This is a genomic window from Eubacterium ramulus, from assembly GCF_045002895.1.
Taxonomy (GTDB): Bacteria; Bacillota; Clostridia; order Lachnospirales; family Lachnospiraceae; genus Eubacterium_I; species Eubacterium_I ramulus.
In genome coordinates, this window is record NZ_CP173382.1 from 475,558 (window position 1) to 498,908 (window position 23,351).

Below are 23,351 nucleotides of genomic sequence, written 5' to 3' on the forward strand. Positions count from 1 at the left end.
GGCAGGGATGTGTGATGGAGGAGAAAGAAGAAAACTTATATCGGAGAAAGCGAAATATTATGCTGATTGGAATTACGTTCTGTATCGTGTTTTTTCTGAGTTTTCTGAGTGGATGCGGTGTCAATGAACTGGAAAATCAGGCATTTCCGCTGGTGATGGGTGTGGAAGCACGGGAAAACGAAAGCTTCCAGCTCTACCTGGCCTATCCGGATCTGCTGAATGAAAAAGCTTCGGAACATGCACTGGCTTCGGATGCCTACTGGGAGGGAACGGTGACGGATCTCTTTGAAGGAATGCGTCAGATGTCGGAAAACAGCAGCAAAAATCCGGATCTCAATCATTTGAAAGTGTTGCTGCTGAATCCGCAGGTGTTTGCATCTGATGCGGCTATGGAAGCGCTGCTTTCTTTTTTTAAAAAAAAGACGGATGCTGCCTGGAATACTTATGTATTGCTGACGGAGGAGCCGATGCAGGAAATTTTCACAGAGAAACTGCAGTTGCCGGAATGTATGGGAATCTATCTGGAAGATCTGCTGGAAGAGTGGGAACATGTGAAGCACAATTCTTTTGTGACAGTGGGTACACTGATGCAGCAGTTTTATGAGCGGAAGGGAACCGTGTGTATTCCAAAGGTTGTCCGTCAGGAAGAAAAGCTGGCGATCGGAGGATTTGCGATACTGGAACAGCTGCATCTTGCAGGAAATCTGTCACTGGAAGAGGGATATGAGGCACTTTTGCTGCAAAATAATCTGAAAAAATATGCGTTTTCCATGGCAGACGGAACCGGAGTTACGTTAGAACAGCTTCGGGTGCAGCGAGGTATTGTGCCAGAACAGAGGAAGGAACGATTGAATAGGTCAGAACCCTCCTATTTGTCGGATGGTGTAGAGTGTTTTGTGCTGTCCGAAGGCATAAACGAAGGTGAAACAGCAGGCGAGATGCGCCCGGTGGTACAGATTATTGTAAATGGAAGAGTTGGTATCACAAATCGTCTGGAAGGGAGCACAGAGAGACAACAGCTGGAAGCCGCAGCAAAGCAGGAACTGGAAGAACGGCTGCAGGAGTTTGCCGAACATTGGCGGAAAGCCGGGACCGATGTGACAGATTCTTATGCATTGCTTCCGGGAAGCGACCGGGCGCTGTGGCATCAATATCGGGATGATGAAACACAGTATGTGGAAGATCTGATTTATGAAGTGCAGGTAAGATAAAAAAGAAAGGATTAGGGCATTTCGAATGTCCGCTTTACAAGACAGGGATCTATATCGCTGTATAATGTGGGAAAAAAAGGAAATACTCTGAATACAGAAAACAGGATTTTGACCAAGTGTGAACAGAATCTGGTAAGAACGGGAACGGTCAGGCATCCGGGAGAAAACAGGAGGAGTATGGCGATGAAAAAGAAAATTTTGGCGGTATGCCTGGCGGCGGCAGCCTGCGTACTGCTTTCCACAACAATACAGACAAAGAGTATGCAGCGGAATATGGCACAGAAAGTATTGCGTTTCCATGTGCTGGCAAACAGTGACAGCCGGGAAGATCAGGCATTGAAGCTGAAAGTGCGTGATCAGGTGGGAACGCTGATGGCAGAAAAGTTAAAGGATGCAGATTCCCTGGAGGAGAGTGAACGGATCGTAAAAGCAAATCTGAATCTTATCGAGAACTGCGCTGCGGATGTCATCTCTGCGGAAGGTTATGCGTATCCGGTATCCGCGGCACTGGAAAATTGTACCTTTCCGGAGAAAACTTATGGGACCTATACCTTTCCGGGAGGAGTATATGAGGCTTTGCGTGTGGTGATCGGATCCGGCGAGGGACACAACTGGTGGTGCGTCATGTATCCGAATCTCTGCTTTGCCAACAGTATGTATGAGGTGGATGCAGGATCCGGGGAAAAACTGCGGGAAGTGCTGGATCCGAAGGAGTATGCTTCTGTTTTGCAGAAGGGAAATTATCAGGTGCGTTTCAAATTACTCGATTTGCTGAATCAGGTGCTTGAATAATTGAGGAAAAACCTTTACAATGTGTGGGTATTATAAAAGAAGATGAGAGGACCTAATATGACAAAAGATGTGTTGATCACCATCAGCGGCATACAGACGATAGACGGCGAAGTGAATGACCCGATTGAGACTGTCACACCGGGAGAATATTATTTCCGCAACGGCAAGCATTACATTTTATATGATGAAGTACAGGAAGGTGTGCCGGGTGTGACCAAATGTATGATCAAGATCGGAGAAGATGCGGTAGATCTCTCCAAAAAGGGAAATGCCGGGGTACATATGAGTTTTCAGAAAGATAAAAAGACCCGTACTTCTTATCAGACACCGTATGGAAGCATGATGCTTGGTTTTGATTCCCGGACAATCCGGCTGATGGAGACCGAGGATATGCTGCATTTGAAACTGGAGTATGATATGGAAGTAGAAGAGGAACATCTGGCGGAATGCACACTGACTATGAAAGTCAGATCCAAAGGAACGAAAGGAATAGAGGGGAATGACAGATAAATTAAAAGAAAAAGAAGAGTTTCGTTATGCACCTATTGGTGTATTTGATTCCGGCGTGGGAGGTCTGACGGTTGCAAGAGAGATCATGCGTCAGATTCCAAAGGAACGGATCATCTATTTTGGTGATACCGCCAGAGTACCATACGGCAGCAAATCCAAGGAAACCATCATTCGTTTTTCAAGGCAGATCATCCGCTTTTTACAGTCAAAAGGTGTTAAGGCGATCGTTATCGCCTGTAATACTGCCAGTGCACTGGCACTGGAAACCGTACAACCGGAATTTGACATCCCGATTCTGGGTGTGGTCAAAGCAGGAGCGAAGGAAGCGGCGAAAGTCACGAAAAATGGAAAAATCGGTGTGATTGCCACAGAAAGTACAATAGAGAGTCAGTTGTATACAAAAGAAATTCATTCACATAAGCCGAATGCACAGGTGCTGGGCAAACCATGTCCGCTGTTTGTGCCACTGGTGGAAGAAGGATGGCTGAAGGATCCGGTGACGGTGGAAGTAGCAAACCGTTATCTGGAGCCGTTGCTGGAATCCGGTATCGATACTCTGATCATGGGCTGTACCCATTATCCGCTGTTACGTTCTACTCTGCGTCAGATCATGGGAGAAAAAGTAAATCTGGTAAATCCGGCCTATGAGACCGCCAGGGAATTGAAATCCCTGCTGGAGCGGGATGGACTGAACAACGACGGAAAACAGAACTATGAAGGTGCAATGCATGAGTTCTATGTCAGTGATGCGGCAAATAAGTTTAAAAATTTTGCGAACTCCATTTTGCCATACGGTGTGGACACCACACAGCTGATCCATATCGAGGATTATTGAACGATCTTTGACTGAGTTCAAGTCGAACGCACGTGAGACTTGGTGCGTGATTCTGGTCAGCGTAAGCTGACATATTCTTCTCAGAATCACTGCACATCCTCGCGGAGCGTTTATCTCAGTCGGAGATTGTACTCCCACTGAGAAAGACTTGTTATTACTCACCACTTGCAGAAGTGGGAGTCTTCTCGACTGAGATAAAAACGAGCGTGATGACTGATGTTCATCACGCTCGTTTTTTCGTGCATATTCGGATAATTATTTCTGACCGGTAAGGCGTGCAAAGAAACCGGGTTTCTTTTTCTCCGGTTTTTCCAATGGTCCACGGAGACCGCGAACATCAGAAATGAAAAGACCGCTGACAGAAGCTTTTACTTCTTTTTTTACCGGGATCTGATCGTAGATCTGGTTATCGGCGATCAGAACCATGATCTGCGGTCCGACTTTTGCTTTGACAACCGGTACTTTTGCCAGTCTTGCAAACTTCGGTGTCTGGTCAATGACCTGTTGTGGCAGACCGGACTGTTTCATGCGAAGTTTTTTCTTGTCAATGATCAGCATATTGACCCACTGTGCTGCCTGATCAATGGCTGCCTGCTGTTCATCCCGTTTTTTCATATTTCGTTTTCCCTGGAAATAGAGCAGGATAAAAGCGGCAACACAAATAGCAAGAACAATGATAAGTGTAATGATCTGTGGTGACACGGATATATTTCCTCCTTTATCGGTATTTTGTTCATAGTAAAACTAAGTCTAGGTGATATTGTATCATTGATCAGGTGAAAACTCAAGAAAAAAATAGAAGAATCACCTTTTCATTTATAGGAAAATATGGTATCTTTAAAGACAGTGATGCCTTTTGAGAGAAGCGCAGACAAGGGGATGAATTTTTGGGGAAAGATTCATTCAAAGAAAGGAACAATAAGAAAATGAAAAAGAAACTCGTAATGGTATTAATGGCAGTGATGGTTGCGACAGCAGCACTGGGTGGCTGTGGTCAGAAAGGTGCCACCACAGACAGCAGCGTATCTGCAGAAGAAGAAAAAGATGTGGAGATCCCTGCCAAAGAATTATTAAAGGCTACCGATTATAAAGTAGAAAAATATGTAAAATTAAATGACTACATGAATATGACCGTAGAACTTTCCAAGGATTATACAGTCAGTGATGCAGATATCCAGTCTTATATTGAGTATCTGATGTCTATGTATCCGTCCTATGAAGTCAGTGACAAGAAGACCGTAGAGAGCGGTGACGTTGTTAATATTGACTATGTGGGAAAAATTGATGGAGAGGAGTTCTCCGGCGGAAGTGCCACAGGACAGCATCTGAAGATTGGATCCGGTTCTTTCATCGATGGATTTGAGGATGGGCTGATCGGTAAAAATGTGGGCGAGACGGTAGAACTGAATCTGACTTTCCCGGAGGATTATAGCAACAATACAGATCTGGCCGGTAAAGCTGTCGTATTTACGGTAACCATCAACAGTATTGATACAGAAAAAGAAATGGTATACGATGATCTGACCGATGAGTATGTCAGTGAGAATTTCGGCAACAAGGGAATTTCAACAGTGGATGATCTGAAATCACAGGTAAGCAGCGTACTGGAGAATCGTAATCACTCCAGCAAAATGACAGAGATCCAGAGCGGCGTTCTTCAGAAACTGCTCGATGAGTGTGAAGTGACACTTCCGGATGGATTACTGGATCAGAGAATTACAGAGTACAAAGAGCGCGTGAATAACGCTGTAGAGAAAAGCGGAAAGAGCTTTGAAGATTATATGGGTATGTCAGAGGATGACTTCAACAATCAGGTAAGTGATTACATCGAAGAAAGCCTGAAACAGGAGCTGATCCTTGAGGCTGTTGTAAAAGATATGAATCTGTCTGTGTCCCAGAAAAACTTTGAGGAGTTTGTGGACAGCTATGTATCCAGCTATAATATCGCAGACCGTGATACATTCTATAAGGAGTACGGCGGAGAGGATTATATAAGACTGAGTTACGCAGAAAATCAGGCATTATCCAAGATCATGGAGAGTGTAAAGACAAAAGTTGCTGACAATACAGATGCTTCTGATGATGCAGACAGTTCTGCAGATGCGGAATAATCAGCGCATGAACTAGGGACTGTAAAGCTGAAGTATAAAAACGTGATATTTATAAAGTGATTTTATTTTGATGTAAAAACAGCTGAGGGGCTGAGATTTGGGAGGCAATCACATGGAGTTGACAAACATCCGGGATTTATTCCGGGACAAAGAAATGTATCTTGACAAAGAGATATCCGTCGGTGGATGGGTTCGTTCCGTTCGTGGATCCAAGACATTTGGATTTATCGTAGTAAATGATGGTACCTTTTTTGAACCGTTACAGGTCGTTTACGGCGATCATCTGGAGAATTTTGCAGAAATTTCAAAATTAAACGTAGGTGCTGCAATCATTGTAACTGGTAAGCTGGTAGCTACACCGGATGCAAAACAGCCGTTTGAGATCCAGGCAGACAAAGTGGAGATCGAGGGTGCATCCGCACCGGATTATCCGTTGCAGAAAAAACGTCACAGTTTTGAGTATCTGAGAACAATTTCTCATTTACGCCCGCGTACCAATACGTTTGAGGCAGTGTTCCGAGTACGTTCACTGATCGCATATGCAATCCATAAATTTTTCCAGGAACGCGATTTCGTCTATGTACACACACCACTGATTACAGGCAGTGACTGTGAGGGAGCCGGTGAGATGTTCCAGGTTACCACCATGGATCTGAACAATGTACCAAAAACAGACGACGGAAGCGTTGATTTCACACAGGATTTCTTCGGAAAACCGACCAACCTGACCGTAAGCGGACAGTTAAACGGTGAGACTTATGCGATGGCATTCAAGAATATCTACACCTTTGGACCGACCTTCCGTGCAGAAAACTCCAATACGACACGTCATGCAGCAGAGTTCTGGATGATCGAGCCGGAGATTGCTTTCGCAGATCTGAAAGATGATATGGTTCTTGCAGAGAGCATGCTGAAATATGTTATCCGCTATGTGCTGGAGCATGCACCGGAAGAAATGGAATTCTTCAACAAATTTGTAGATAAGGGATTACTGGATCGTCTGAATCATGTATTAAATTCTGATTTCGGACATGTTACCTATACGGAAGCGATCGAGATCCTTGAGAAAAACAATGACAAGTTTGATTATAAAGTATTCTGGGGTGCAGACCTGCAGACAGAGCATGAGCGTTATCTGACAGAAGAAATCTTCAAACGTCCGGTATTCGTAACGGATTATCCGAAGGAGATCAAAGCCTTCTACATGAAACTCAACGAGGATGGCAAGACAGTAGCTGCTATGGACTGTCTGGTTCCGGGTATCGGTGAGATCATCGGTGGAAGCCAGCGTGAGGATGACTACGACAAGCTTCTGGAAAGAATGAAAGAACTCGGACTGAAAGCAGAAGATTATGACTTCTATCTGGATCTGAGAAAATACGGTTCTGCAAGACATGCAGGATTTGGTCTGGGATTTGAGCGTTGCGTTATGTATCTGACAGGTATGGGAAATATCCGTGACGTAATTCCGTTCCCAAGAACAGTAAATAACTGTGAATTGTAATTCTTTTTACAGTGCCGGAATACATGTGGCATGTCATGCTTGCATGTAAAGGACACATGTAATTCAGGGCACGTCCTCGCACTGAGGAAAAAAGGAAGACGAAGTCTTGCGATTTCCGAAGTGCGAGCAGGATTGCGGGAATGCGAAGCATGCAGCAATCCGTGTAAAAAGAATGTATAGATGTAAAAAATGTCGAGGGCATTCTTGAAATGTAAACAAATAAAAGGGGAGGTTTGGTCTGTACCGAACTTCCCCTTTAGCAAACAGGAATATTTTTATGGCAAATTATAAAATAATTATTCAATACGATGGAACCCGCTACAAAGGCTGGCAGCGTCAGAAGACTACGGATCAGACCATTCAGGGGAAAATTGAAGCAATTTTAAGCAGACAGTATGGACGTACTATAGAGATTGACGGTTCCGGGCGCACCGATGCCGGTGTGCATGCGCATGGACAGGTGGCAAATTTCCGCCTTCCGGATGCCTGCTGTGCGGGTAAGACACCGGAGGAACTCTGTGAGGAACTGAGACAGATTTTTGTACAGTATCTGCCGGAAGATATTGCCGTGACAGAGGTGCGGGCAGCGTCCGAACGATTTCATAGCCGTCTGAATGTGGTGAAAAAGACATATGTGTACCGCATCTGGAATGCGGATTATCCGAATGTGTTTGAACGGAAGTATATGTTGCACGATAATCGGCCAATGGATGTGGAAGCCATGCGGCAGGCAGCACAGTATCTGTTGGGAAAGCATGATTTTGCGGCATTCTGCGGAAATGCAAAAATGAAAAAATCCACAGTGCGTACCATACATGAAATTGACATCAGACGGATCGGTGAAGAAATCCGTTTTACATATACCGGGAATGGATTTTTACAGAATATGATCCGTATCCTGACCGGAACCCTGGTCGATGTGGGATGCGGTGTCTATCCGCCGGAACGGGTGGCAGAAATTCTGGCATCCAAGGTCCGGGCGGAGGCAGGTCCAACAATGCCGGCGCAGGGACTGACTTTATGGGAAGTAATATATTAACCTGATGAAAAAATGGAAACAGGAGTGACTACGTGAAAGAAAAATGGGTAGTTTCAGCAAAAAAAGCTGATTTTCAGGCAATCGGGCAGCGTTTCGGCATCGACCCGGTATTAGCCAGGATCATGCGGAACCGGGGTCTGACCGATCTGCAGGAAATGAATCTGTATCTTCATGGGACGAGAGCAGACCTGAACGATCCGCATCTGTTGAAAGATGCAGATCTGGCGGCGCAGATTCTGAGAGAAAAAATAAAAGAAAAGAAACGGATCCGGATCATTGGAGATTATGATATTGACGGAATCCAATCCACCTACATTTTGTACTGTGCCCTGAGGCGACTGGGGGCAGACGCAGATTTTGTGATTCCGGACCGGATTCTGGATGGATATGGGCTGAATGAACATCTGGTGACCCGGGCCAGTCAGGATGGTATAGATACGATCCTGACCTGCGATAACGGAATCTCTGCCATTGATCAGATTCATCTGGCTAAGTCACTGGGAATGACCGTAGTGGTTACAGATCATCATGAAGTACCGTTCACAGAGGTGGATGGCGTACGCAGGGAAAAAGTGTGTGAGGCAGATGCAGTGGTGAATCCGAAGCAGCAGGCATGTCATTATCCGTTTAAGAAACTATGCGGAGCGGCGGTTGCTTTCAAGCTGGTGCAGGTGCTTTACGAAGTATTTGGACTGGAGGTGTCCGAGGCAGACTGCTTTATCGAAAATGCCGGTTTTGCTACGGTGGGTGATGTCATGGATCTGCAGGGCGAAAACCGGATTCTGGTAAAACTGGGACTTGAGATGCTGAACCGTACCACGAATATCGGAATGAAAGCGCTGATTTTGCAAAACAAGTTAACGATGGGTGCGATCAAGTCCCATGATATCGGATTTCGTATCGGTCCCTGTCTGAATGCCAGCGGCAGATTAGACACGGCACGGCTTTCCTTAAAGCTGCTGCTGTGCGAATCCGAAACGGAGGCGGCAGTTCTGGCAGAAGAAATCGTGGAATTGAATGAGAGCCGGAAGCTGCTGACCATGCATGCGGTGGAACAGGCAAAAGAGATTGCGCAGCAGGAAGAATATGTCAATGACCGGGTGCTGGTAATTTTTCTTCCGGACTGTCACGAAAGTCTGGCTGGTATCGTGGCCGGACGGATCCGGGAAGCTTATTACCGGCCGACACTGGTGGTCACACGGAGTGAACACGGTGCAAAGGGGTCCGGCCGTTCCATTGAAGGCTATTCCATGTATGAGGAACTGTGCAAATGCGAAGAATATCTGACACAGTTTGGCGGACATCCGATGGCAGCGGGTTTTTCACTAAAGGAAGCGGATATTGATGCCTTCCGGCGGAAATTAAATGCAGTGTGCACACTGACCGAAGAAGAACTCCGACCAAAGGTAGTGATTGATGTGCCGATGCCGATCAGCTATATTACAGAACGTCTGGTGAACCAGCTGGGTTGTCTGGAACCTTTTGGAAAAGGAAACGAAAAACCGGTATTTGCAGACCGGAATCTGGTGATCGAGCGCCTGCGCATCTGCGGAAAAGAAGGCCGGGTATTTCAGATGAAAGTCAGAAATGCGGCAGGTGTGTCTATGGATGCAGTGTACTTTGGCGATGTGGAAGATTTGTTGTTACCACTGACGGAAAAATATGGTAAAGTAGTGGCACAGGATACTCTGGCAGGCAGATGTGTCCACGAAGCGGCCCTGCATTTTACTTATTATCCGGAAATGGATCATTATTATGAAACACCCCGGATAAAATTACGGTTGACAGGGGTATCTGTCTGAAGGCATACTGAAAAGAAAGCGAGCTCGAAAGGAGTAAATCATGAAAAAGGGATTTTTTCGAAGAGGGATGGTATTATTACTGGCAGCAGTGATGGTGATGGGCATGAGTGTCAGCGCATTTGCCGCGGACGGCGGGAATGCGACACAGGTTACCATCGCAGACGGAGATACACCATACATTTCATTTGGTGCGGATCTGCGTGCAGACGAAAAAGCAAAGGTATTGGAATTATTTGGGCTGACGGAAGCAGACCTGGAAAAATGTAATGTGAATACTGTGACCAATGCAGAGGAACATCAGTATCTGGATGCTTATATCACAAATGACCACATCGGCAGCCGTGCCTTATCTTCTGTGGCTGTAATGAAAGCGAAGAAAGGCAGCGGTATCACAGTAACCACAAAAAATATCAACTACTGCACCACCAGCATGTATGAGAATGCACTGGCAACAGCCGGTGTAAAGGATGCCAATGTGGTTGTGGTCGGACCTTTTGATATGTCCGGTACGGCGGCATTGATCGGCGCAGTGAAGGCTTACTCCGGAATGACCGGTGAAGCAGTGGATACGGATGTTATCGACGGTGCCATCAATGAGATGGTGGTAACCGGTGAAATCGGAGATGAGACCGGCAAGACGGATGAAATTGCCGGTATGATAGCTTATCTGAAGGATCAGGTGGGCGGCAAAAATCTCTCTGACAGCGAACTGGCGGATGCGATTGACCAGGCATCGGAAAAATTTAATGTAAGTCTGACCCAGGATCAGATCGATCAGCTGAAGGAACTGCTGAAAAAACTGCAGGGACTGGATCTGAACTGGAATAATATCCGGGATCAGGCGGAAAATTTATATGGAAAATTAAAGGATATGGGTCTGAAGGTTGATACATCAGCACTGACCCAGCAGGCACAGGGTTTTTTTGCAAAACTGATTGCATTTATCAAGAGCCTGTTTAACCGTTAATGGAGGAAACATGGAAGCATATACAGAATTTGCACAGGTATACGATCGTTTCATGGACAATGTGCCTTACGAAGCATGGTGTGAAGGTATCAGTAAAATTTTGACAGAGCATGGTATCTCAGAGGGACTCGTACTGGATCTGGGCTGCGGCACCGGAACGATGACACGGCTGCTGCGTCAGAAAGGCTATGATATGATCGGTGTGGATGCTTCAGCGGAAATGCTGGAGATTGCCAGAAACCATCCGGATGAAGGGATTTTGTATCTGCAGCAGGATATGCGGGAGTTCGAGCTGTACGGAACCGTGGCAGCGGTGGTGTGTGTCTGCGATTCTCTGAATTATCTGTTGGAGGAGGAAGATCTGGCGGAGGTATTTTCCCTGGTGCACAACTATCTGGATCAAAACGGTGTGTTCATTTTTGACATGAATACCATTCACAAATACCGTGATCTGATCGGAGATGCCACAATTTGCGAAAACCGGGAAGAAGGAAGCTTTATCTGGGAAAATTATTTTGATGAGGAAAGCAGCATCAATGAATATGTACTGACACTGTTTGTGAAACAGGAAAACGGTCTGTTTGCCCGGTTTGAAGAGTTTCACTATCAGAGAGCCTATGAATTGCAGCGGGTGGCGGCACTTCTCGAACAGGCGGGACTGACGCTGAAAGCAGTCTGTGCGGAGGGAACTACGGATCCTGCGGATGAAAATTGTGAGCGGGCTTATTTTGTGGCAGTGAGAACCCAGCCACACGTATTTTAACCGAATCAAGCAAGTAGCGAAGCGGATTGCGAATATCCGCTTGACTAAAAGTTAGTAAAGGAATGAGAATAATGGAAGATTATATTGTACGTGCAACTGCTGCGAACAGTTCGATTCGCGCATTTGCCATGACTTCAAAAGGAATTGTGGAGGAAGCGCGGCAGCGTCATAATACCAGTCCGGTAGTCACTGCGGCACTTGGTCGTCTGCTTACCGGAGGCGCTATGATGGGTGTGATGATGAAGGGCGACAAAGATCTGCTGACGGTACAGATCCAGTCCGGCGGACCGATGAAAGGAATGACAGTGACCGCGGATTCCCAGGGACATGTGAAAGGATATCCGGTGGTTGCGGATGTTATGCTGCCACCAAACAAACAGCACAAGCTGGATGTGGGCGGAGCTGTAGGTGTCGGTATGATGCGTGTCATCAAAGATATGGGATTGAAAGAGCCGTATGTGGGAACCACTGTGCTGCAGACCAGTGAGATTGCAGAAGATCTGACCTATTATTTCGCAACTTCTGAACAGGTACCGTCTTCTGTGGGACTCGGTGTTCTGATGAATAAGGACAATACAGTGCGCCAGGCCGGTGGATTTATCATCCAGCTGATGCCGTTTACGGATGAGAAGATCATTGATGCGCTGGAGAAAAAACTGTCTGAGATTACATCTGTCACGAACCTGCTGGAGCAGGGATATACACCGGAACGCATGCTGGAGTATATTCTGGGAGATTTCGGCGTGGAGATCACAGATAAAATTCCGGCTTCTTTCTATTGCAACTGTTCTAAGGACCGTGTGAAAAAAGCAATCATCAGCATTGGAAAGAAAGATCTGAATGAAATGATTACAGAAGGCAAACCCATCGAGGTAAAGTGTCACTTCTGTAATACCGCATATACATTTAGTATCGAAGAATTAAAGGAGATCGTGAAGAAATGAGACAGGGATTTATCAAAGTAGCGGCTCTGACACCGAAGGTTACTGTGGCGGATACGCAGGCGAACCGGAAAGAAATCTGCCGCCTGATGGATGAAGCAGAAGCAAAGGGTGCCAAGATACTGGTATTTCCGGAACTGTGTATTACCGGTTATACCTGTGGGGATCTGTTTTATCAGCAGGTGCTTCTCCGGGAGGCAAAAAAGGAACTGCTTGCGATTGCAAAATATACGCAGCGCAAGGACTATCTGGCTTTTGTGGGACTTCCGCTGGAATATAACGGCAAACTGTATAATGTTGCGGCAGCTGTGACACAGGGAAAAGTGCTTGGGCTGGTGCCAAAGACTCACATTCCAAATTATAATGAGTTTTATGAGCGCAGACATTTTGCACCGGGTATGAAACAGCCGGTTCCGGTAGCATTGGATGAAGATACGGTCGTGCCTATGGGAACCAGAGTGTTATTCCAGTGCAGACAGATGCCGGAATTGAAGATCGGAGCGGAAATCTGTGAGGATGTGTGGGCTCCGAATCCACCGGGCGTAGATCATGCTCTGGCAGGTGCGACACTGCTGGTCAATCTTTCTGCCAGTGATGAGACAACCGGAAAAGATATGTACCGCAAGAGCCTGGTGACCGGGCAGTCCGGCCGTCTGATCTGTGGTTATGTATATTGCAGTGCCGGAGACGGGGAATCCACCCAGGATGTGGTATATTCCGGTCATAATCTGATCGCAGAGAACGGAACGCTGTTGGCAGAGTCCAGACGTTTCTGCAACGAAAGCATATATACAGAACTTGATATGGTACGTCTGAATGAGGAACGCCGTCGGATGAGTACCTTCATGACTTCCGATGAGTCTTACATTAACGTTGAATTCAGTTTGAAAGAAGAAAAAACAGAACTGACCCGTTTTGTGGATCCGGCGCCTTTCGTGCCGGGAAACAAGGCAGACCGTGAAAAACGCTGCGAGGAGATTTTTATGATCCAGGCCATGGGACTGAAAAAGCGTCTGGAACATACCCATGCGGCCACAGCGGTGGTTGGTATTTCCGGCGGACTGGATTCTACGCTTGCCCTGCTTGTTATGGTAAAAGCGTTTGATCTGATCGGAAAGGATCACAAAGACATTGTAGCTGTGACAATGCCTGGTTTTGGAACTACAGATCGTACTTACGACAATGCAGTAAGTCTGATCAAATCTCTGGGTGCTACGTTCCGGGAAGTCAGCATTGTAGATTCTGTCCGTGTACATTTCAAGGATATCGGACAGGATGAGGCTGTGCATGATGTGACTTATGAAAACGGTCAGGCCAGAGAACGTACCCAGATTCTGATGGATATCGCAAACAAAAGCGGCGGTATGGTCATAGGAACCGGTGATATGTCTGAGCTTGCCCTGGGATGGGCGACTTATAACGGCGATCACATGTCTATGTACGGCGTGAATGCTTCAGTGCCGAAGACACTGGTGCGTCATCTGGTATGTTATTATGCGGATACCTGCGCAGATGAGACGCTACAGAAGGTGTTGTATGATGTATTGGATACACCGGTCAGCCCGGAACTTCTTCCGCCGGAGGATGGGAAGATTTCACAGAAGACAGAGGATATTGTGGGACCGTATGAATTGCATGATTTCTTCCTGTATTACATTTTGCGTTTTGGATGTACCCCGAAAAAGATTTATCGTCTGGCAAACTATGCTTTTGCCGGAACTTATGATACAGAAACCATTCAGAAATGGCTGAAAACTTTTTATCGCAGATTTTTCAGTCAGCAGTTCAAACGTTCCTGCCTGCCGGATGGACCGAAGGTAGGTACGGTAGCGGTATCTCCGCGTGGCGATTTGCGTATGCCGTCCGATGCCAGTGCCCGTATCTGGATGGAGGAACTGGAGCATCTTGATGATGAGGAACAGTCAAAGTCACAGGGGATTCTGGGTGGAAGCTGGGAAGAATTTGCAGCTCGGATGAAAGCCGGAGAGTAAGTCTCACGTGCGTTCGACTTGAAGGGCAAGTAGCGAAAGCAGATTGCGAATGTTCGCTTTACCTACCGGAATGATTGGATAATGTCCGGGGTTTGTAGCAGAAGCGTCTCATCCAGTGTATTCAGGATGCGCCGGGCAGCGCAGGCTAGTTCTGTGAGAAAAAGACGCTGGTTTTCCGTTGAGGAAAGAGAAGTTGACTTTGGCTGACAATGCCGGAAAAAAGACTTTCCGCGCCGCAGTGTTTCCAGAAAATGAGCATTGTATGGGAATCTCAGAACAGACTGTTCCGGAATGCGGTATTGACGACACAAGTGATCGGTTTCTTGCTGCAAAGATGGAAAATAGTCCAGGATTGCGTAGCATACATTGGAAAAGGAAATCCAGTGTTCACAGAAAAAAGAATAAAAATAAGCAGAATCAGCAGGCAGACCGATTACAACAAGGTCTGCCTGTTGTAGCATGTGCATGGTACGTGGATCCCGGCGGGACTGAAAATCAATGCATTGAATATCACCAAATTTTCGCAAAAGCGGAATAAAATAGTCCAGACAAAACTGTGGGTGAAGGGTTTGAATGGGGCTCCAGAAAGCGATGATGTAAGATTTATCCATGATATGTATTTGAAAAAGAAAGAATAAAGACATCTTCATTATACGGAATGGGGGCATTGTTGTAAAGAATTTTTTTGCGTATAAAATTGACGAAATTGAGGAATCTTTTTTCTCACGCTAGACGTTCGTTACCCTCATTTCACGCGGTTTCATCGCGCTCATTCCCACGCCTGAAAAAGAGGTCGTTCCCATTCGCGCAAAACCTTGTGAAAATCGGTCACTCACTTAATCGCTTCCAGAAAAAAGATTCCTCAATTTCTGTCATTGTATTGATTGCAGTATTGCGTCGTTGTACGGATTGTTTTTGACCTGCTATAATGGTTCTACAGTTGAAAAGTTACTTTTGATAATTGAAAAAAGCTGGATTTACATTGACACAATTAGGGTGCTATATCCTTTCTGGCGGAGTTCATCCTGCAGGAGAACTGCTTCATCCAGATTTTTCGGTTTGCCGATCCAGACACCGTAGTAAGGTTCTTCATAGTGGATGGTGCCGTCGAAACCAAGAATTTGCAGACGTTCGAGCTGATAGGCAGCATTGACGTCATATTTGAACAGGCCGGTTTGTACATAATATTGTTCCGGGATTTCCTGGGCGGAGAGTGGAATGCTTTCCTCGATACCGGCGACAATAGCATCAACAATGGCATCAAATTTTTCATCAAAGAGCTGATTGTCAATGTCGCTGTTTAAGAATCCGGTTTCTACCAGTACTGCGGGCATTTCTGTTTTTCGAAGGACGATCAGTCCCGGAACTTCCTCCACACCGAGATTTTTGAAACCGACCTGCTCCAAGTGCCGGTTAATATTTTCAGCCAGCGTATCAACCGTTGGATCATGCTGATAGACAAGGGTCTGCACACCGTTGTACAGATTGTCTTCCATGCCGGAATTTCGGTGAAAGGAAATAAAATATTTTCCACCGGAGAGATTGGCAAGGGCTGCTTTTTCCGTTGGTGAGTTATAGATATCCATAGTTCGAGTGTAGTAGACATGATAACCTGCTTCTTTTAGCTTTGCTCCGACAGCCAGTGTCAGCCGGAGTACATCATCTTTTTCTGCGCGTCCCATGTAGGATGCACCGTTGTCAAAACCGCCGTGACCGGCATCCAGAATGATATCTACGTCCATAAATATTCCCCCTAAAAAATAATTCACAGATATGTGATAAATGACAAGCTTCAAGGACATCAGATGTACCAGTATTCAAGTCGAACGCACGTGAGACTTGGTGCGTGATTCTGGTCAGCATGAGCATCATAAGATTTTTGGTACACTGAGTCGCTACATGTAAGTAATATATGATGCTATTTTCAAAATAGTACATCCAATGTGATATCTCGCATCTGATAGAGTCTCTGGTGGACTGCAGCGAGGTTCAGAAGAATAAAAATAGAAATGGTTCAGTGTTGACAATAAGTATGTTTTTCTGTATACTTTGAAAATAGAATGTTTTGATAATCAAACTAAATGGAGGGATAGATGAGAGCACAGATTATAGGAACCGGCAGTTGCCTGCCGGAAAAGATAGTAACAAATGATTTTCTTTCCACCATCGTGGATACCAGCGATGAGTGGATCAGTAGCAGAACCGGTATCCGTCAGCGTCATATTGCAGTAGAAGAGACGACGGCATCCATGTCAACAGAGGCTGGACGAAGAGCATTGGAGTCCGCAGGTGTAAAGGCAGAAGAACTGGATCTGATCATTGTGGCAACCTGTACGCCGGATACACTGGTTCCAAACACAGCATGTCTGGTGCAGAGCGAACTGGGGGCTGTGAACGCGGTTGCTTTTGATATCAGTGCAGCATGCTCCGGATTTGTATTTGCGCTGAACCTGGTGGATGCTTATATGCAGGCCGGTGTACATAAAACTGCTCTGGTCATTGGTGCAGAGACATTATCCCGCATTGTGGACTGGAGTGATCGCTCCACCTGTGTGTTGTTTGCTGACGGAGCCGGTGCCGCAGTTGTCCGTGCAGCAGAGCGCGGTGTGATCGCATCCACACAGGGAAGCGACGGAACCCGCGGCGGTGCGATCTATGTGAAAAACAGAGAAAATTACAATCCGTTTGTACCAGAGCAGAAGCCAATGGATTATCTGTATATGGACGGTGGAGAAGTATTTAAGTTTGCGGTAAAAAAAGTGCCGCAGTCCATTCTGCAGACACTGGAAGCGGCAAATCTGACCACAGAGGACATTGACTGGTATCTGTTCCATCAGGCGAATGCGAGAATCACGGCAACGATTGCAAAACGTCTGAAAGTGCCGGATGAGAAGATTCCGATGAATGTGGATAAATGTGGAAATACATCCGCTGCCAGTGTGGCAATTCTTCTGGATGAGGTCAACCGTAAAGGTATGCTGAAAAAAGGTGATAAGCTGATGCTGGCCGGATTTGGTTCCGGACTGACATGGGGAACCATGGCTATCGAGTGGGGAATCTAAATTTTTGTTTGTCTGTGTAAAGGGCAAATCTGAAGCAGAAATCCAGACAGACACGGATGATTTTCTACCTCCGTTGCGCCGCTTATCTCCGCCTCCTCCCGCGAACTCGCACGCAGAAACAGCGTGCTCAGACACACTTACGGAGGCGGGCTATGCTCGCTACGGTGACGAAAATCAACCTACCGTCTTGTCTCGGATTTTGCTCCCAGATTTGCCCAATTTACTTGATGGCACCTTATGCCACGTGCGCATATAATCTAACAGTAATTCAACTTTTTGTTGCGCACGCAGTGCGTCGTGTGAATGGCTGATTATTTCACTGTGTAAATACAGAAAATGAAGCATCCTGTCAGGGAAAGCGATTAAGCAAACGACCGAGTTTCACGAGTTTTTGCGCGAGTGGGAACGACCTCTTTTTCAGGCGTGGGAACGAGCGCGATGAAAACGACGTGAAACGAGGGTAGTGAGCGTCTAGCGTCCTGACAGGATGCTTCGTTTTCGTATTAAAAATTAAATTTCAGCCAACAACAAGACAAACGAGATATTGTTGCCAAGCAGAAAATGGGGTTGATGGATAGTGGAAGTGTATGATATACTATATATGGACGAAAAAAATAGTTGCCGTATAATGAGAGGGGGCTTTTATGAAACGAAGAAGTATAAAGTATATTGGCCTGGTGTTGCTTTGCGTGGCGGGATATATGTTTATGGCAGCATGCGGACAGGATAAGGAAAGTGCAGTAAGGAACGATGAAGGTAGTGTCTTGAGCGGTGAAACAGAGGCAAAGGATGTGGAAAAAAGTACAGATCCTGCAGATTATGAAATTGGTACCAGAGATCATTATCTTGCCGTATGGGCGCAGGAGAAGGGCCTGTCTTATGTGGAAGCAGAAAGTCAGGAACGCTTGGAAACTGACAAGATTGCACTGAGTGAAGAGGAAGCGATTGGATATGCGACAGTGGATAAAGAATGCGGATCAGTTTCAAATGGAAGCGGCTGCAATGTAAAGACAGCATTTTCAGCAGATATCCGTTATATTTACCGGAAGCCAGATGGTGAGATCACAGCGATTGATAATTTGGCGGACGCAAAAATATATCTTCCGGAGGTTCCGGGTGCGACAGCGCAAATATCAGATCCGAATATTTATCAGGAAGAGAGAGGATTTCGCATTAGTGTGACAGGAACGTTAAGTTTTACCCTTGAGAATGCAGATGTGACTCAGGGTGGAGAGTTTTCCAGTGTAGAAACTTCCAGAAATCAAAGTAACGTTATCACAACGGCGAAAACATTTGCAATCTTATTTCAGCAGAGTGATATACAGAAATAATATATGGAATTTGTAAAAGTATGCAATTATTCCAGGACATTTTTCAGGTATTATCGCATAGATTTAGTGTAAACATTATTTTGTGAGGGTTTTATGCCGGACAAAGGGTTACACGTACAACAAAATGAAAATGTGGACAGAGGAAGGCTGCAGGTCAATGTGACATCAACATTGGGTCTGCAGCCTGTTGTGAATGCACGGGTGGGCATTGCATACACAGGAGAAAGCCAGCGTCTGTTGGAAGAATTGCAGACAGATTCATCAGGTCAGACGGAGGCTGTGACGCTGGACGCACCGCCGGTAGAGTATTCCCAGGAACCGGATCGGCCGCAGCCTTTTTCAGAATATACGGTGACCGTGCAGGCAGAAGGCTACCGAAGTGTGGAAGTATCTGCGATTGATGTGTTTGCAAATGTGACAGCTTTGCAGGAGATACGGATGGAGCCGTTGGATATCTCACAGAAAGAGGGAACAGAAAATATCGTTGTTCCACCAAATACTCTGTGGGGAGATTTTCCACCAAAGATTCCGGAAGATGAGGTCAAACCAGTGAATGAATCCGGAGAAATCGTGCTGAGCCGCGTGGTTATTCCGGAGTATGTGATCGTCCACGATGGACCGCCGACAGATACCAGGGCACAGGATTACTATGTTCGCTACCGGGATTATATCAAAAATGTGGCATCCAGCGAGATCTATTCCACCTGGCCGGAGGCAACGCTGCGGGCTAATATTCTGGCGATTATGTCTTTTTCCTTAAACCGCGTATACACGGAGTGGTACAGAGGAAAAGGATATGACTTTACCATTACATCATCTACTGCTTATGATCAGAAATGGTCTTTCGGGCGCACGATTTTCAGCAATATTTCCCGGATCGTGGATGAGATTTTCAATCATTATCTGTCCAGACCGAATGTACAGCAGCCGATTCTGACGCAGTATTGTGATGGGAAAAATGTAACCTGCAGTGGTTGGATGACACAGTGGGGATCTCGTTATCTGGGAGAGCAGGGGTACAGCCCCATCGAAATTCTGCGTTATTATTATGGCAGCAGTATTTACATTAATTCTGCAGAGGAGATTGCCGGAATTCCATCTTCCTGGCCGGGTGCAGATCTTACAGTGGGATCCTCCGGTACAAAGGTGCGGCAGATCCAGCAGCAGTTAGCCCGGATTTCCCAGGCATATCCGGCGATCCCGACCATTGCGGCGGACGGGATATTCGGGGAACGTACCCGGGAAGCCGTAGAAGCATTTCAGCGGATCTTTGATCTGCCGGTGAGTGGTGTGGTGGATTTCCCGACCTGGTATAAAATTTCACAGATTTATGTGGGGGTGACACGGATCGCGGAGCTGAATTAACTGCAATTCAAGTCGAACGCACGTGAGACTTGGCGCATGTAAACAGTAACGTAAGATGAGATAAAATGCCGGAGAAATCATAATTACTCTGGCATTTTTCTTTAATTTCATGTAGAATAGGGCATAAATGGCAGAAAATATAGAAAGATGAGAGGATAAATGATGGAAGAGAAAAAAAACATTATGGATTATGATACGGTTTCTTTAGATGATGAAAACAGTGCCGTAGTTATTATCGATCAGACAAAATTACCGGGAACCACAGAGATCATTGCATTAAAGACCGCACAGGAAATCTGGGATGCAATTTATCTGCTTCAGGTACGTGGTGCTCCGGCCATCGGCGTGGCAGCAGCTTACGGTATTTATGTACTGGCAAAAGGAATTGATACAGACAATTATGATGCATTTTATGCAGAATTCAAAAAACAGAAAGAATACCTGGATTCTTCCCGCCCGACAGCAGTCAACCTTTCCTGGGCGTTAAACCGCATGGAGCAGGTTGTATTAAACAATGCGGACAAGTCCGTTGCCGAGATCAAACAGCTTCTGAAAGAGGAGTCTGTTGAGATCCAGGACGAGGATATCCGCGTGTGCAAAGCCATCGGTGAATATGGTCTGACGTTGGTAAAACCGGGTGACGGTATTTTGACACACTGCAACGCCGGAAAACTTGCAACAAGCAAATACGGCACAGCAACGGCTCCGATTTATCTGGGACAGGAGCGCGGTTACAATTTCCGTGTCTTTGCAGATGAGACCAGACCACTGCTTCAGGGAGCACGTTTGACTGCTTTTGAGCTTCAGTCTTCCGGTGTTGATGTAACTCTGATCTGTGATAATATGTCTGCAACTGTTATGAAAAACGGTTGGGTAGATGCAATTTTTGTGGGTTGTGACCGTGTGGCAGCAAACGGAGATACTGCAAATAAAATCGGTACTTCCGTAGTTGCAGCAGTTGCAAAACAGTACAATGTGCCGATGTATATTGCAGCACCGACCTCTACCATTGATATGAACACTCCGACCGGTGATCAGATTAAAATCGAGCAGAGAAAACCGGAAGAAGTGACAGAGATGTGGTATAAAGAGCGCATGGCTCCGGAAGGTGTAAAAGTATTTAATCCGGCGTTTGACGTGACAGATCATGAGCTGATCGCAGGTATCGTGACCGAGTTTGGTATCGCACGTCCTCCATATACAGAATCTTTCAAAGAAATTTTTGCAAAAAAAGAGGCAGCTCAGAAGAATAAATAACAGGAACAATTTTATAAAAACCTGTAATCCTAGTGAAATATAGGAAAATAAACGCTTCACTTTTCTCTGAAAGTGGGGTATAATAAGCAGTAATGGTTCAGCAGAGTCAAGTTTTCAGGAAAGAAGATTACTTTGTATAAAGCAGCGCTTTGTGCTGGATCATTCTAATGATTAGTGAGAATCCACAGGAGGTATAATTATGGCAGACAGTGCATGTAGCAGCTGCAGCAGTGCAGGAAGCTGTTCTTCCGAGAGTTGTGAAGGATGTCCGAGCAGCAAGCAGCCGCAGAGCTTTCAGGAAAAATTAAATGAGTATTCATCTGTTAAAAAAGTAATCGGTGTTGTCAGTGGTAAAGGTGGCGTAGGTAAATCTTTCGTAACAGCATCTTTAGCAACTGCAATGCGTAAAAAAGGATATGAAGTAGGTATTCTGGATGCAGATATTACCGGACCGTCTATTCCGAAAATGTTCGGCGTACACGGACCGGCTATGGGCAGCGAGATGGGAATCCTGCCGATTGCAGCAGAGGATGGCACAAAGATTATGTCCATCAATTTGTTAATGGAGGATGAGGAAGCACCGGTTATCTGGAGAGGACCGGTTATCGCAGGAACTGTAAAACAGTTCTGGAGCGATGTTGTCTGGGGTGATCTGGATTATTTATTCGTGGACATGCCACCTGGAACCGGTGACGTTCCGCTGACAGTCTTCCAGTCTCTTCCGGTAGATGGTATCGTGATCGTGACATCTCCACAGGAACTGGTACAGATGATCGTAAAGAAGGCTTATAATATGGCTGGCATGATGGATATTCCGGTTCTTGGCGTAGTAGAGAATTACAGTTATCTGAAATGTCCGGATTGCGGAAAAGAAATCAAGCTGTTCGGTGAAAGCCACATTGATGAAGCAGCTTCTGAGCTGGCAATGCAGGTTCTTGGCAAAATGCCGTTGGATCCGGCTTATGCAGAACTGGCAGATGCGGGATTATTCTATAAAGCAGATAATCCATATCTGGAAGATGCAGTAAAGAAAATTGAAAATATGTAGTTAAAAAAGGTGTGTCATTTTCTTCTTTCATTCATATGGAAGTAAGAAAATGGCACATCTTTTTTACATTGAAATATTTATATTTGTCCAGCCGGAATCCGTTTCTGCCGCCGCCGTTCAAAAGCCACGGCGATAGAACCATAGCACACGGAATACATAAAAGCAGCCAGTGCAAAGGCTGTCAGCACATCAAAGACAGAGTGCTGTTTTAAGAACATAGTGGATAAAATAATGCAGACGGTGAGAACCAGTGCTGCGTTTTTTATCCATTTTTTATTTTGCAGCTTTTGACTGTGTGCCAATCCAAAATAAATGGCAAGGGAATTGTATACATGGATGCTTGGAAACAGGTTTGTCGGTGTATCCGATGCATACAGTCGTTGTACGATGTGTACAAAAATGTTATCTCTTGCGAATGTATCCGGGCGGAGCAGTTGTCCGTTTGGATATACCGTTGAGATAAAGAGAAATACGGTCATACCGGTGATCAGGAAGATACCGAGCCGCCAGCACAGTTTTCCATCTGTAAATGCGATAAAGATAATGCCAGCTGCCATGTAGATAAACCACAGGTAGTAAGGAATGACAAAAAACTCGCAAAATGGAATGTAGTCATCCAGTGCCATGTGAATGACATGGAAATTTGAATTGATGTTTACTTTTTCCTCAAGCCAGCAGAACCACGGAATATAGATCAACGCGTATAGTAACAGAAAAAGGTGGGTGTTGTGTCTGAGATATTCAAAAATTTTTTTCATACGCAATAGTGCTCCGATGTAAGTATAATTTTTATGCTCTCAAAACTGTGTGTTTCTTACACAG

General features: G+C 45.7%; 21 protein-coding genes. 18 read left to right on the plus strand and 3 right to left on the minus strand.

The genetic code is table 11. The features are described from left to right. Window positions 1-14 precede the first annotated feature (14 nt). The 4 genes from ACIRUQ_RS02200 (at window position 15) to murI (ending at window position 3,348) form a co-directional block, all read left to right on the plus strand. Complete coding sequence (locus tag ACIRUQ_RS02200; protein WP_055291139.1) at window positions 15-1,211, plus strand: Ger(x)C family spore germination C-terminal domain-containing protein; 1,197 nt, start codon at window positions 15-17, stop codon at window positions 1,209-1,211. Between the two features lie 183 nt (window positions 1,212-1,394). Then, on the plus strand, window positions 1,395-2,003 hold the full coding sequence (spoIIR, locus tag ACIRUQ_RS02205; RefSeq protein WP_070103996.1) for a stage II sporulation protein R: 609 nt from the start codon (window positions 1,395-1,397) through the stop codon (window positions 2,001-2,003). Window positions 2,004-2,045: 42 nt separating this feature from the next. Continuing rightward, window positions 2,046-2,513 (plus strand): DUF1934 domain-containing protein, encoded by a 468-nt coding sequence (locus ACIRUQ_RS02210; RefSeq protein WP_404856523.1) that lies wholly within the window; start codon window positions 2,046-2,048, stop codon window positions 2,511-2,513. Then, window positions 2,503-3,348: a glutamate racemase gene (gene murI / locus ACIRUQ_RS02215; RefSeq protein ID WP_055291141.1), complete on the plus strand. Its 846-nt coding sequence runs from the start codon at window positions 2,503-2,505 to the stop codon at window positions 3,346-3,348. Before ACIRUQ_RS02210 ends, murI begins: the two co-directional genes overlap by 11 nt. Window positions 3,349-3,603: 255 nt before the next feature. Here murI and ACIRUQ_RS02220 read toward each other — a convergent pair whose 3' ends face one another. Beyond that, the gene (locus tag ACIRUQ_RS02220) at window positions 3,604-4,050 is read right to left on the minus strand and encodes a hypothetical protein (protein ID WP_021737826.1); all 447 of its coding nucleotides are present in this window, start codon (window positions 4,048-4,050) and stop codon (window positions 3,604-3,606) included. A gap of 224 nt (window positions 4,051-4,274) precedes the next feature. Between ACIRUQ_RS02220 and tig the strand changes: the two genes are divergently transcribed. The 9 genes from tig (at window position 4,275) to ACIRUQ_RS02265 (ending at window position 15,004) form a co-directional block, all read left to right on the plus strand. Then, window positions 4,275-5,459: a trigger factor gene (gene tig, locus ACIRUQ_RS02225; RefSeq protein ID WP_022035440.1), complete on the plus strand. Its 1,185-nt coding sequence runs from the start codon at window positions 4,275-4,277 to the stop codon at window positions 5,457-5,459. Between the two features lie 112 nt (window positions 5,460-5,571). Further along, entirely contained in the window at window positions 5,572-6,963 is a 1,392-nt protein-coding gene (gene asnS, locus ACIRUQ_RS02230) for an asparagine--tRNA ligase (RefSeq protein WP_021737828.1), read from the plus strand. Window positions 6,964-7,240: 277 nt separating this feature from the next. Next, a complete protein-coding gene (gene truA / locus ACIRUQ_RS02235; protein ID WP_055291143.1) occupies window positions 7,241-8,002 on the plus strand; it encodes a tRNA pseudouridine(38-40) synthase TruA in 762 nt (253 codons plus the stop codon). Between the two features lie 32 nt (window positions 8,003-8,034). Continuing rightward, complete coding sequence (gene recJ / locus ACIRUQ_RS02240; protein ID WP_055291145.1) at window positions 8,035-9,804, plus strand: single-stranded-DNA-specific exonuclease RecJ; 1,770 nt, start codon at window positions 8,035-8,037, stop codon at window positions 9,802-9,804. A gap of 40 nt (window positions 9,805-9,844) precedes the next feature. After that, window positions 9,845-10,771, plus strand: a complete 927-nt coding sequence (locus ACIRUQ_RS02245) for a DUF1002 domain-containing protein (RefSeq protein ID WP_055291147.1) — start codon at window positions 9,845-9,847, stop codon at window positions 10,769-10,771. A gap of 10 nt (window positions 10,772-10,781) precedes the next feature. Next, window positions 10,782-11,534, plus strand: a complete 753-nt coding sequence (locus tag ACIRUQ_RS02250; RefSeq protein ID WP_055291149.1) for a class I SAM-dependent methyltransferase — start codon at window positions 10,782-10,784, stop codon at window positions 11,532-11,534. A gap of 71 nt (window positions 11,535-11,605) precedes the next feature. After that, window positions 11,606-12,478, plus strand: a complete 873-nt coding sequence (gene hslO / locus ACIRUQ_RS02255) for an Hsp33 family molecular chaperone HslO (RefSeq protein ID WP_055291152.1) — start codon at window positions 11,606-11,608, stop codon at window positions 12,476-12,478. Continuing rightward, window positions 12,475-14,466: an NAD(+) synthase gene (locus ACIRUQ_RS02260; RefSeq protein ID WP_055291154.1), complete on the plus strand. Its 1,992-nt coding sequence runs from the start codon at window positions 12,475-12,477 to the stop codon at window positions 14,464-14,466. Before hslO ends, ACIRUQ_RS02260 begins: the two co-directional genes overlap by 4 nt. A gap of 262 nt (window positions 14,467-14,728) precedes the next feature. Further along, the gene (locus ACIRUQ_RS02265; RefSeq protein ID WP_404856524.1) at window positions 14,729-15,004 is read left to right on the plus strand and encodes a hypothetical protein; all 276 of its coding nucleotides are present in this window, start codon (window positions 14,729-14,731) and stop codon (window positions 15,002-15,004) included. A 439-nt stretch (window positions 15,005-15,443) separates the two neighbouring features. On the opposite strand, the gene ACIRUQ_RS02270 is transcribed toward ACIRUQ_RS02265, so the two are convergent. Next, window positions 15,444-16,208 (minus strand): N-acetylmuramoyl-L-alanine amidase, encoded by a 765-nt coding sequence (locus ACIRUQ_RS02270; protein WP_055291158.1) that lies wholly within the window; start codon window positions 16,206-16,208, stop codon window positions 15,444-15,446. A gap of 351 nt (window positions 16,209-16,559) precedes the next feature. Here ACIRUQ_RS02270 and ACIRUQ_RS02275 point away from each other — a divergent pair, with 351 nt between their 5' ends. The 5 genes from ACIRUQ_RS02275 to ACIRUQ_RS02295 all read left to right on the plus strand — a co-directional run bounded on the left by ACIRUQ_RS02275 (window position 16,560) and on the right by ACIRUQ_RS02295 (window position 22,529). Then, window positions 16,560-17,528, plus strand: a complete 969-nt coding sequence (locus ACIRUQ_RS02275) for a beta-ketoacyl-ACP synthase III (RefSeq protein WP_055291160.1) — start codon at window positions 16,560-16,562, stop codon at window positions 17,526-17,528. Window positions 17,529-18,172: 644 nt separating this feature from the next. After that, window positions 18,173-18,859 (plus strand): hypothetical protein, encoded by a 687-nt coding sequence (locus tag ACIRUQ_RS02280; protein ID WP_055291162.1) that lies wholly within the window; start codon window positions 18,173-18,175, stop codon window positions 18,857-18,859. Window positions 18,860-18,952: 93 nt separating this feature from the next. Next, window positions 18,953-20,224 (plus strand): peptidoglycan-binding protein, encoded by a 1,272-nt coding sequence (locus ACIRUQ_RS02285; RefSeq protein ID WP_022035576.1) that lies wholly within the window; start codon window positions 18,953-18,955, stop codon window positions 20,222-20,224. Between the two features lie 159 nt (window positions 20,225-20,383). Beyond that, window positions 20,384-21,481: an S-methyl-5-thioribose-1-phosphate isomerase gene (mtnA, locus tag ACIRUQ_RS02290; RefSeq protein WP_373927565.1), complete on the plus strand. Its 1,098-nt coding sequence runs from the start codon at window positions 20,384-20,386 to the stop codon at window positions 21,479-21,481. A 199-nt stretch (window positions 21,482-21,680) separates the two neighbouring features. Further along, the gene (locus ACIRUQ_RS02295; RefSeq protein WP_055291165.1) at window positions 21,681-22,529 is read left to right on the plus strand and encodes an Mrp/NBP35 family ATP-binding protein; all 849 of its coding nucleotides are present in this window, start codon (window positions 21,681-21,683) and stop codon (window positions 22,527-22,529) included. A gap of 77 nt (window positions 22,530-22,606) precedes the next feature. Here ACIRUQ_RS02295 and ACIRUQ_RS02300 read toward each other — a convergent pair whose 3' ends face one another. Next, complete coding sequence (locus ACIRUQ_RS02300; RefSeq protein ID WP_021739648.1) at window positions 22,607-23,287, minus strand: phosphatase PAP2 family protein; 681 nt, start codon at window positions 23,285-23,287, stop codon at window positions 22,607-22,609. Window positions 23,288-23,351: the final 64 nt, after the last annotated feature.

Bases quoted from the DNA above. Each gene is read 5' to 3' on its own strand.
- ACIRUQ_RS02200 (WP_055291139.1), top strand. From the start codon at position 15: ATGGAGGAGAAAGAAGAAAACTTATATCGGAGAAAGCGAAATATTATG.
- spoIIR (WP_070103996.1), top strand. From the start codon at position 1,395: ATGAAAAAGAAAATTTTGGCGGTATGCCTGGCGGCGGCAGCCTGCGTA.
- ACIRUQ_RS02210 (WP_404856523.1), top strand. From the start codon at position 2,046: ATGAGAGGACCTAATATGACAAAAGATGTGTTGATCACCATCAGCGGC.
- murI (WP_055291141.1), top strand. From the start codon at position 2,503: ATGACAGATAAATTAAAAGAAAAAGAAGAGTTTCGTTATGCACCTATT.
- tig (WP_022035440.1), top strand. From the start codon at position 4,275: ATGAAAAAGAAACTCGTAATGGTATTAATGGCAGTGATGGTTGCGACA.
- asnS (WP_021737828.1), top strand. From the start codon at position 5,572: ATGGAGTTGACAAACATCCGGGATTTATTCCGGGACAAAGAAATGTAT.
- truA (WP_055291143.1), top strand. From the start codon at position 7,241: ATGGCAAATTATAAAATAATTATTCAATACGATGGAACCCGCTACAAA.
- ACIRUQ_RS02245 (WP_055291147.1), top strand. From the start codon at position 9,845: ATGAAAAAGGGATTTTTTCGAAGAGGGATGGTATTATTACTGGCAGCA.
- ACIRUQ_RS02250 (WP_055291149.1), top strand. From the start codon at position 10,782: ATGGAAGCATATACAGAATTTGCACAGGTATACGATCGTTTCATGGAC.
- hslO (WP_055291152.1), top strand. From the start codon at position 11,606: ATGGAAGATTATATTGTACGTGCAACTGCTGCGAACAGTTCGATTCGC.
- ACIRUQ_RS02260 (WP_055291154.1), top strand. From the start codon at position 12,475: ATGAGACAGGGATTTATCAAAGTAGCGGCTCTGACACCGAAGGTTACT.
- ACIRUQ_RS02265 (WP_404856524.1), top strand. From the start codon at position 14,729: ATGGGAATCTCAGAACAGACTGTTCCGGAATGCGGTATTGACGACACA.
- ACIRUQ_RS02270 (WP_055291158.1), bottom strand. From the start codon at position 16,208: ATGGACGTAGATATCATTCTGGATGCCGGTCACGGCGGTTTTGACAAC.
- ACIRUQ_RS02275 (WP_055291160.1), top strand. From the start codon at position 16,560: ATGAGAGCACAGATTATAGGAACCGGCAGTTGCCTGCCGGAAAAGATA.
- ACIRUQ_RS02280 (WP_055291162.1), top strand. From the start codon at position 18,173: ATGAAACGAAGAAGTATAAAGTATATTGGCCTGGTGTTGCTTTGCGTG.
- ACIRUQ_RS02285 (WP_022035576.1), top strand. From the start codon at position 18,953: ATGCCGGACAAAGGGTTACACGTACAACAAAATGAAAATGTGGACAGA.
- mtnA (WP_373927565.1), top strand. From the start codon at position 20,384: ATGATGGAAGAGAAAAAAAACATTATGGATTATGATACGGTTTCTTTA.
- ACIRUQ_RS02295 (WP_055291165.1), top strand. From the start codon at position 21,681: ATGGCAGACAGTGCATGTAGCAGCTGCAGCAGTGCAGGAAGCTGTTCT.
- ACIRUQ_RS02300 (WP_021739648.1), bottom strand. From the start codon at position 23,287: ATGAAAAAAATTTTTGAATATCTCAGACACAACACCCACCTTTTTCTG.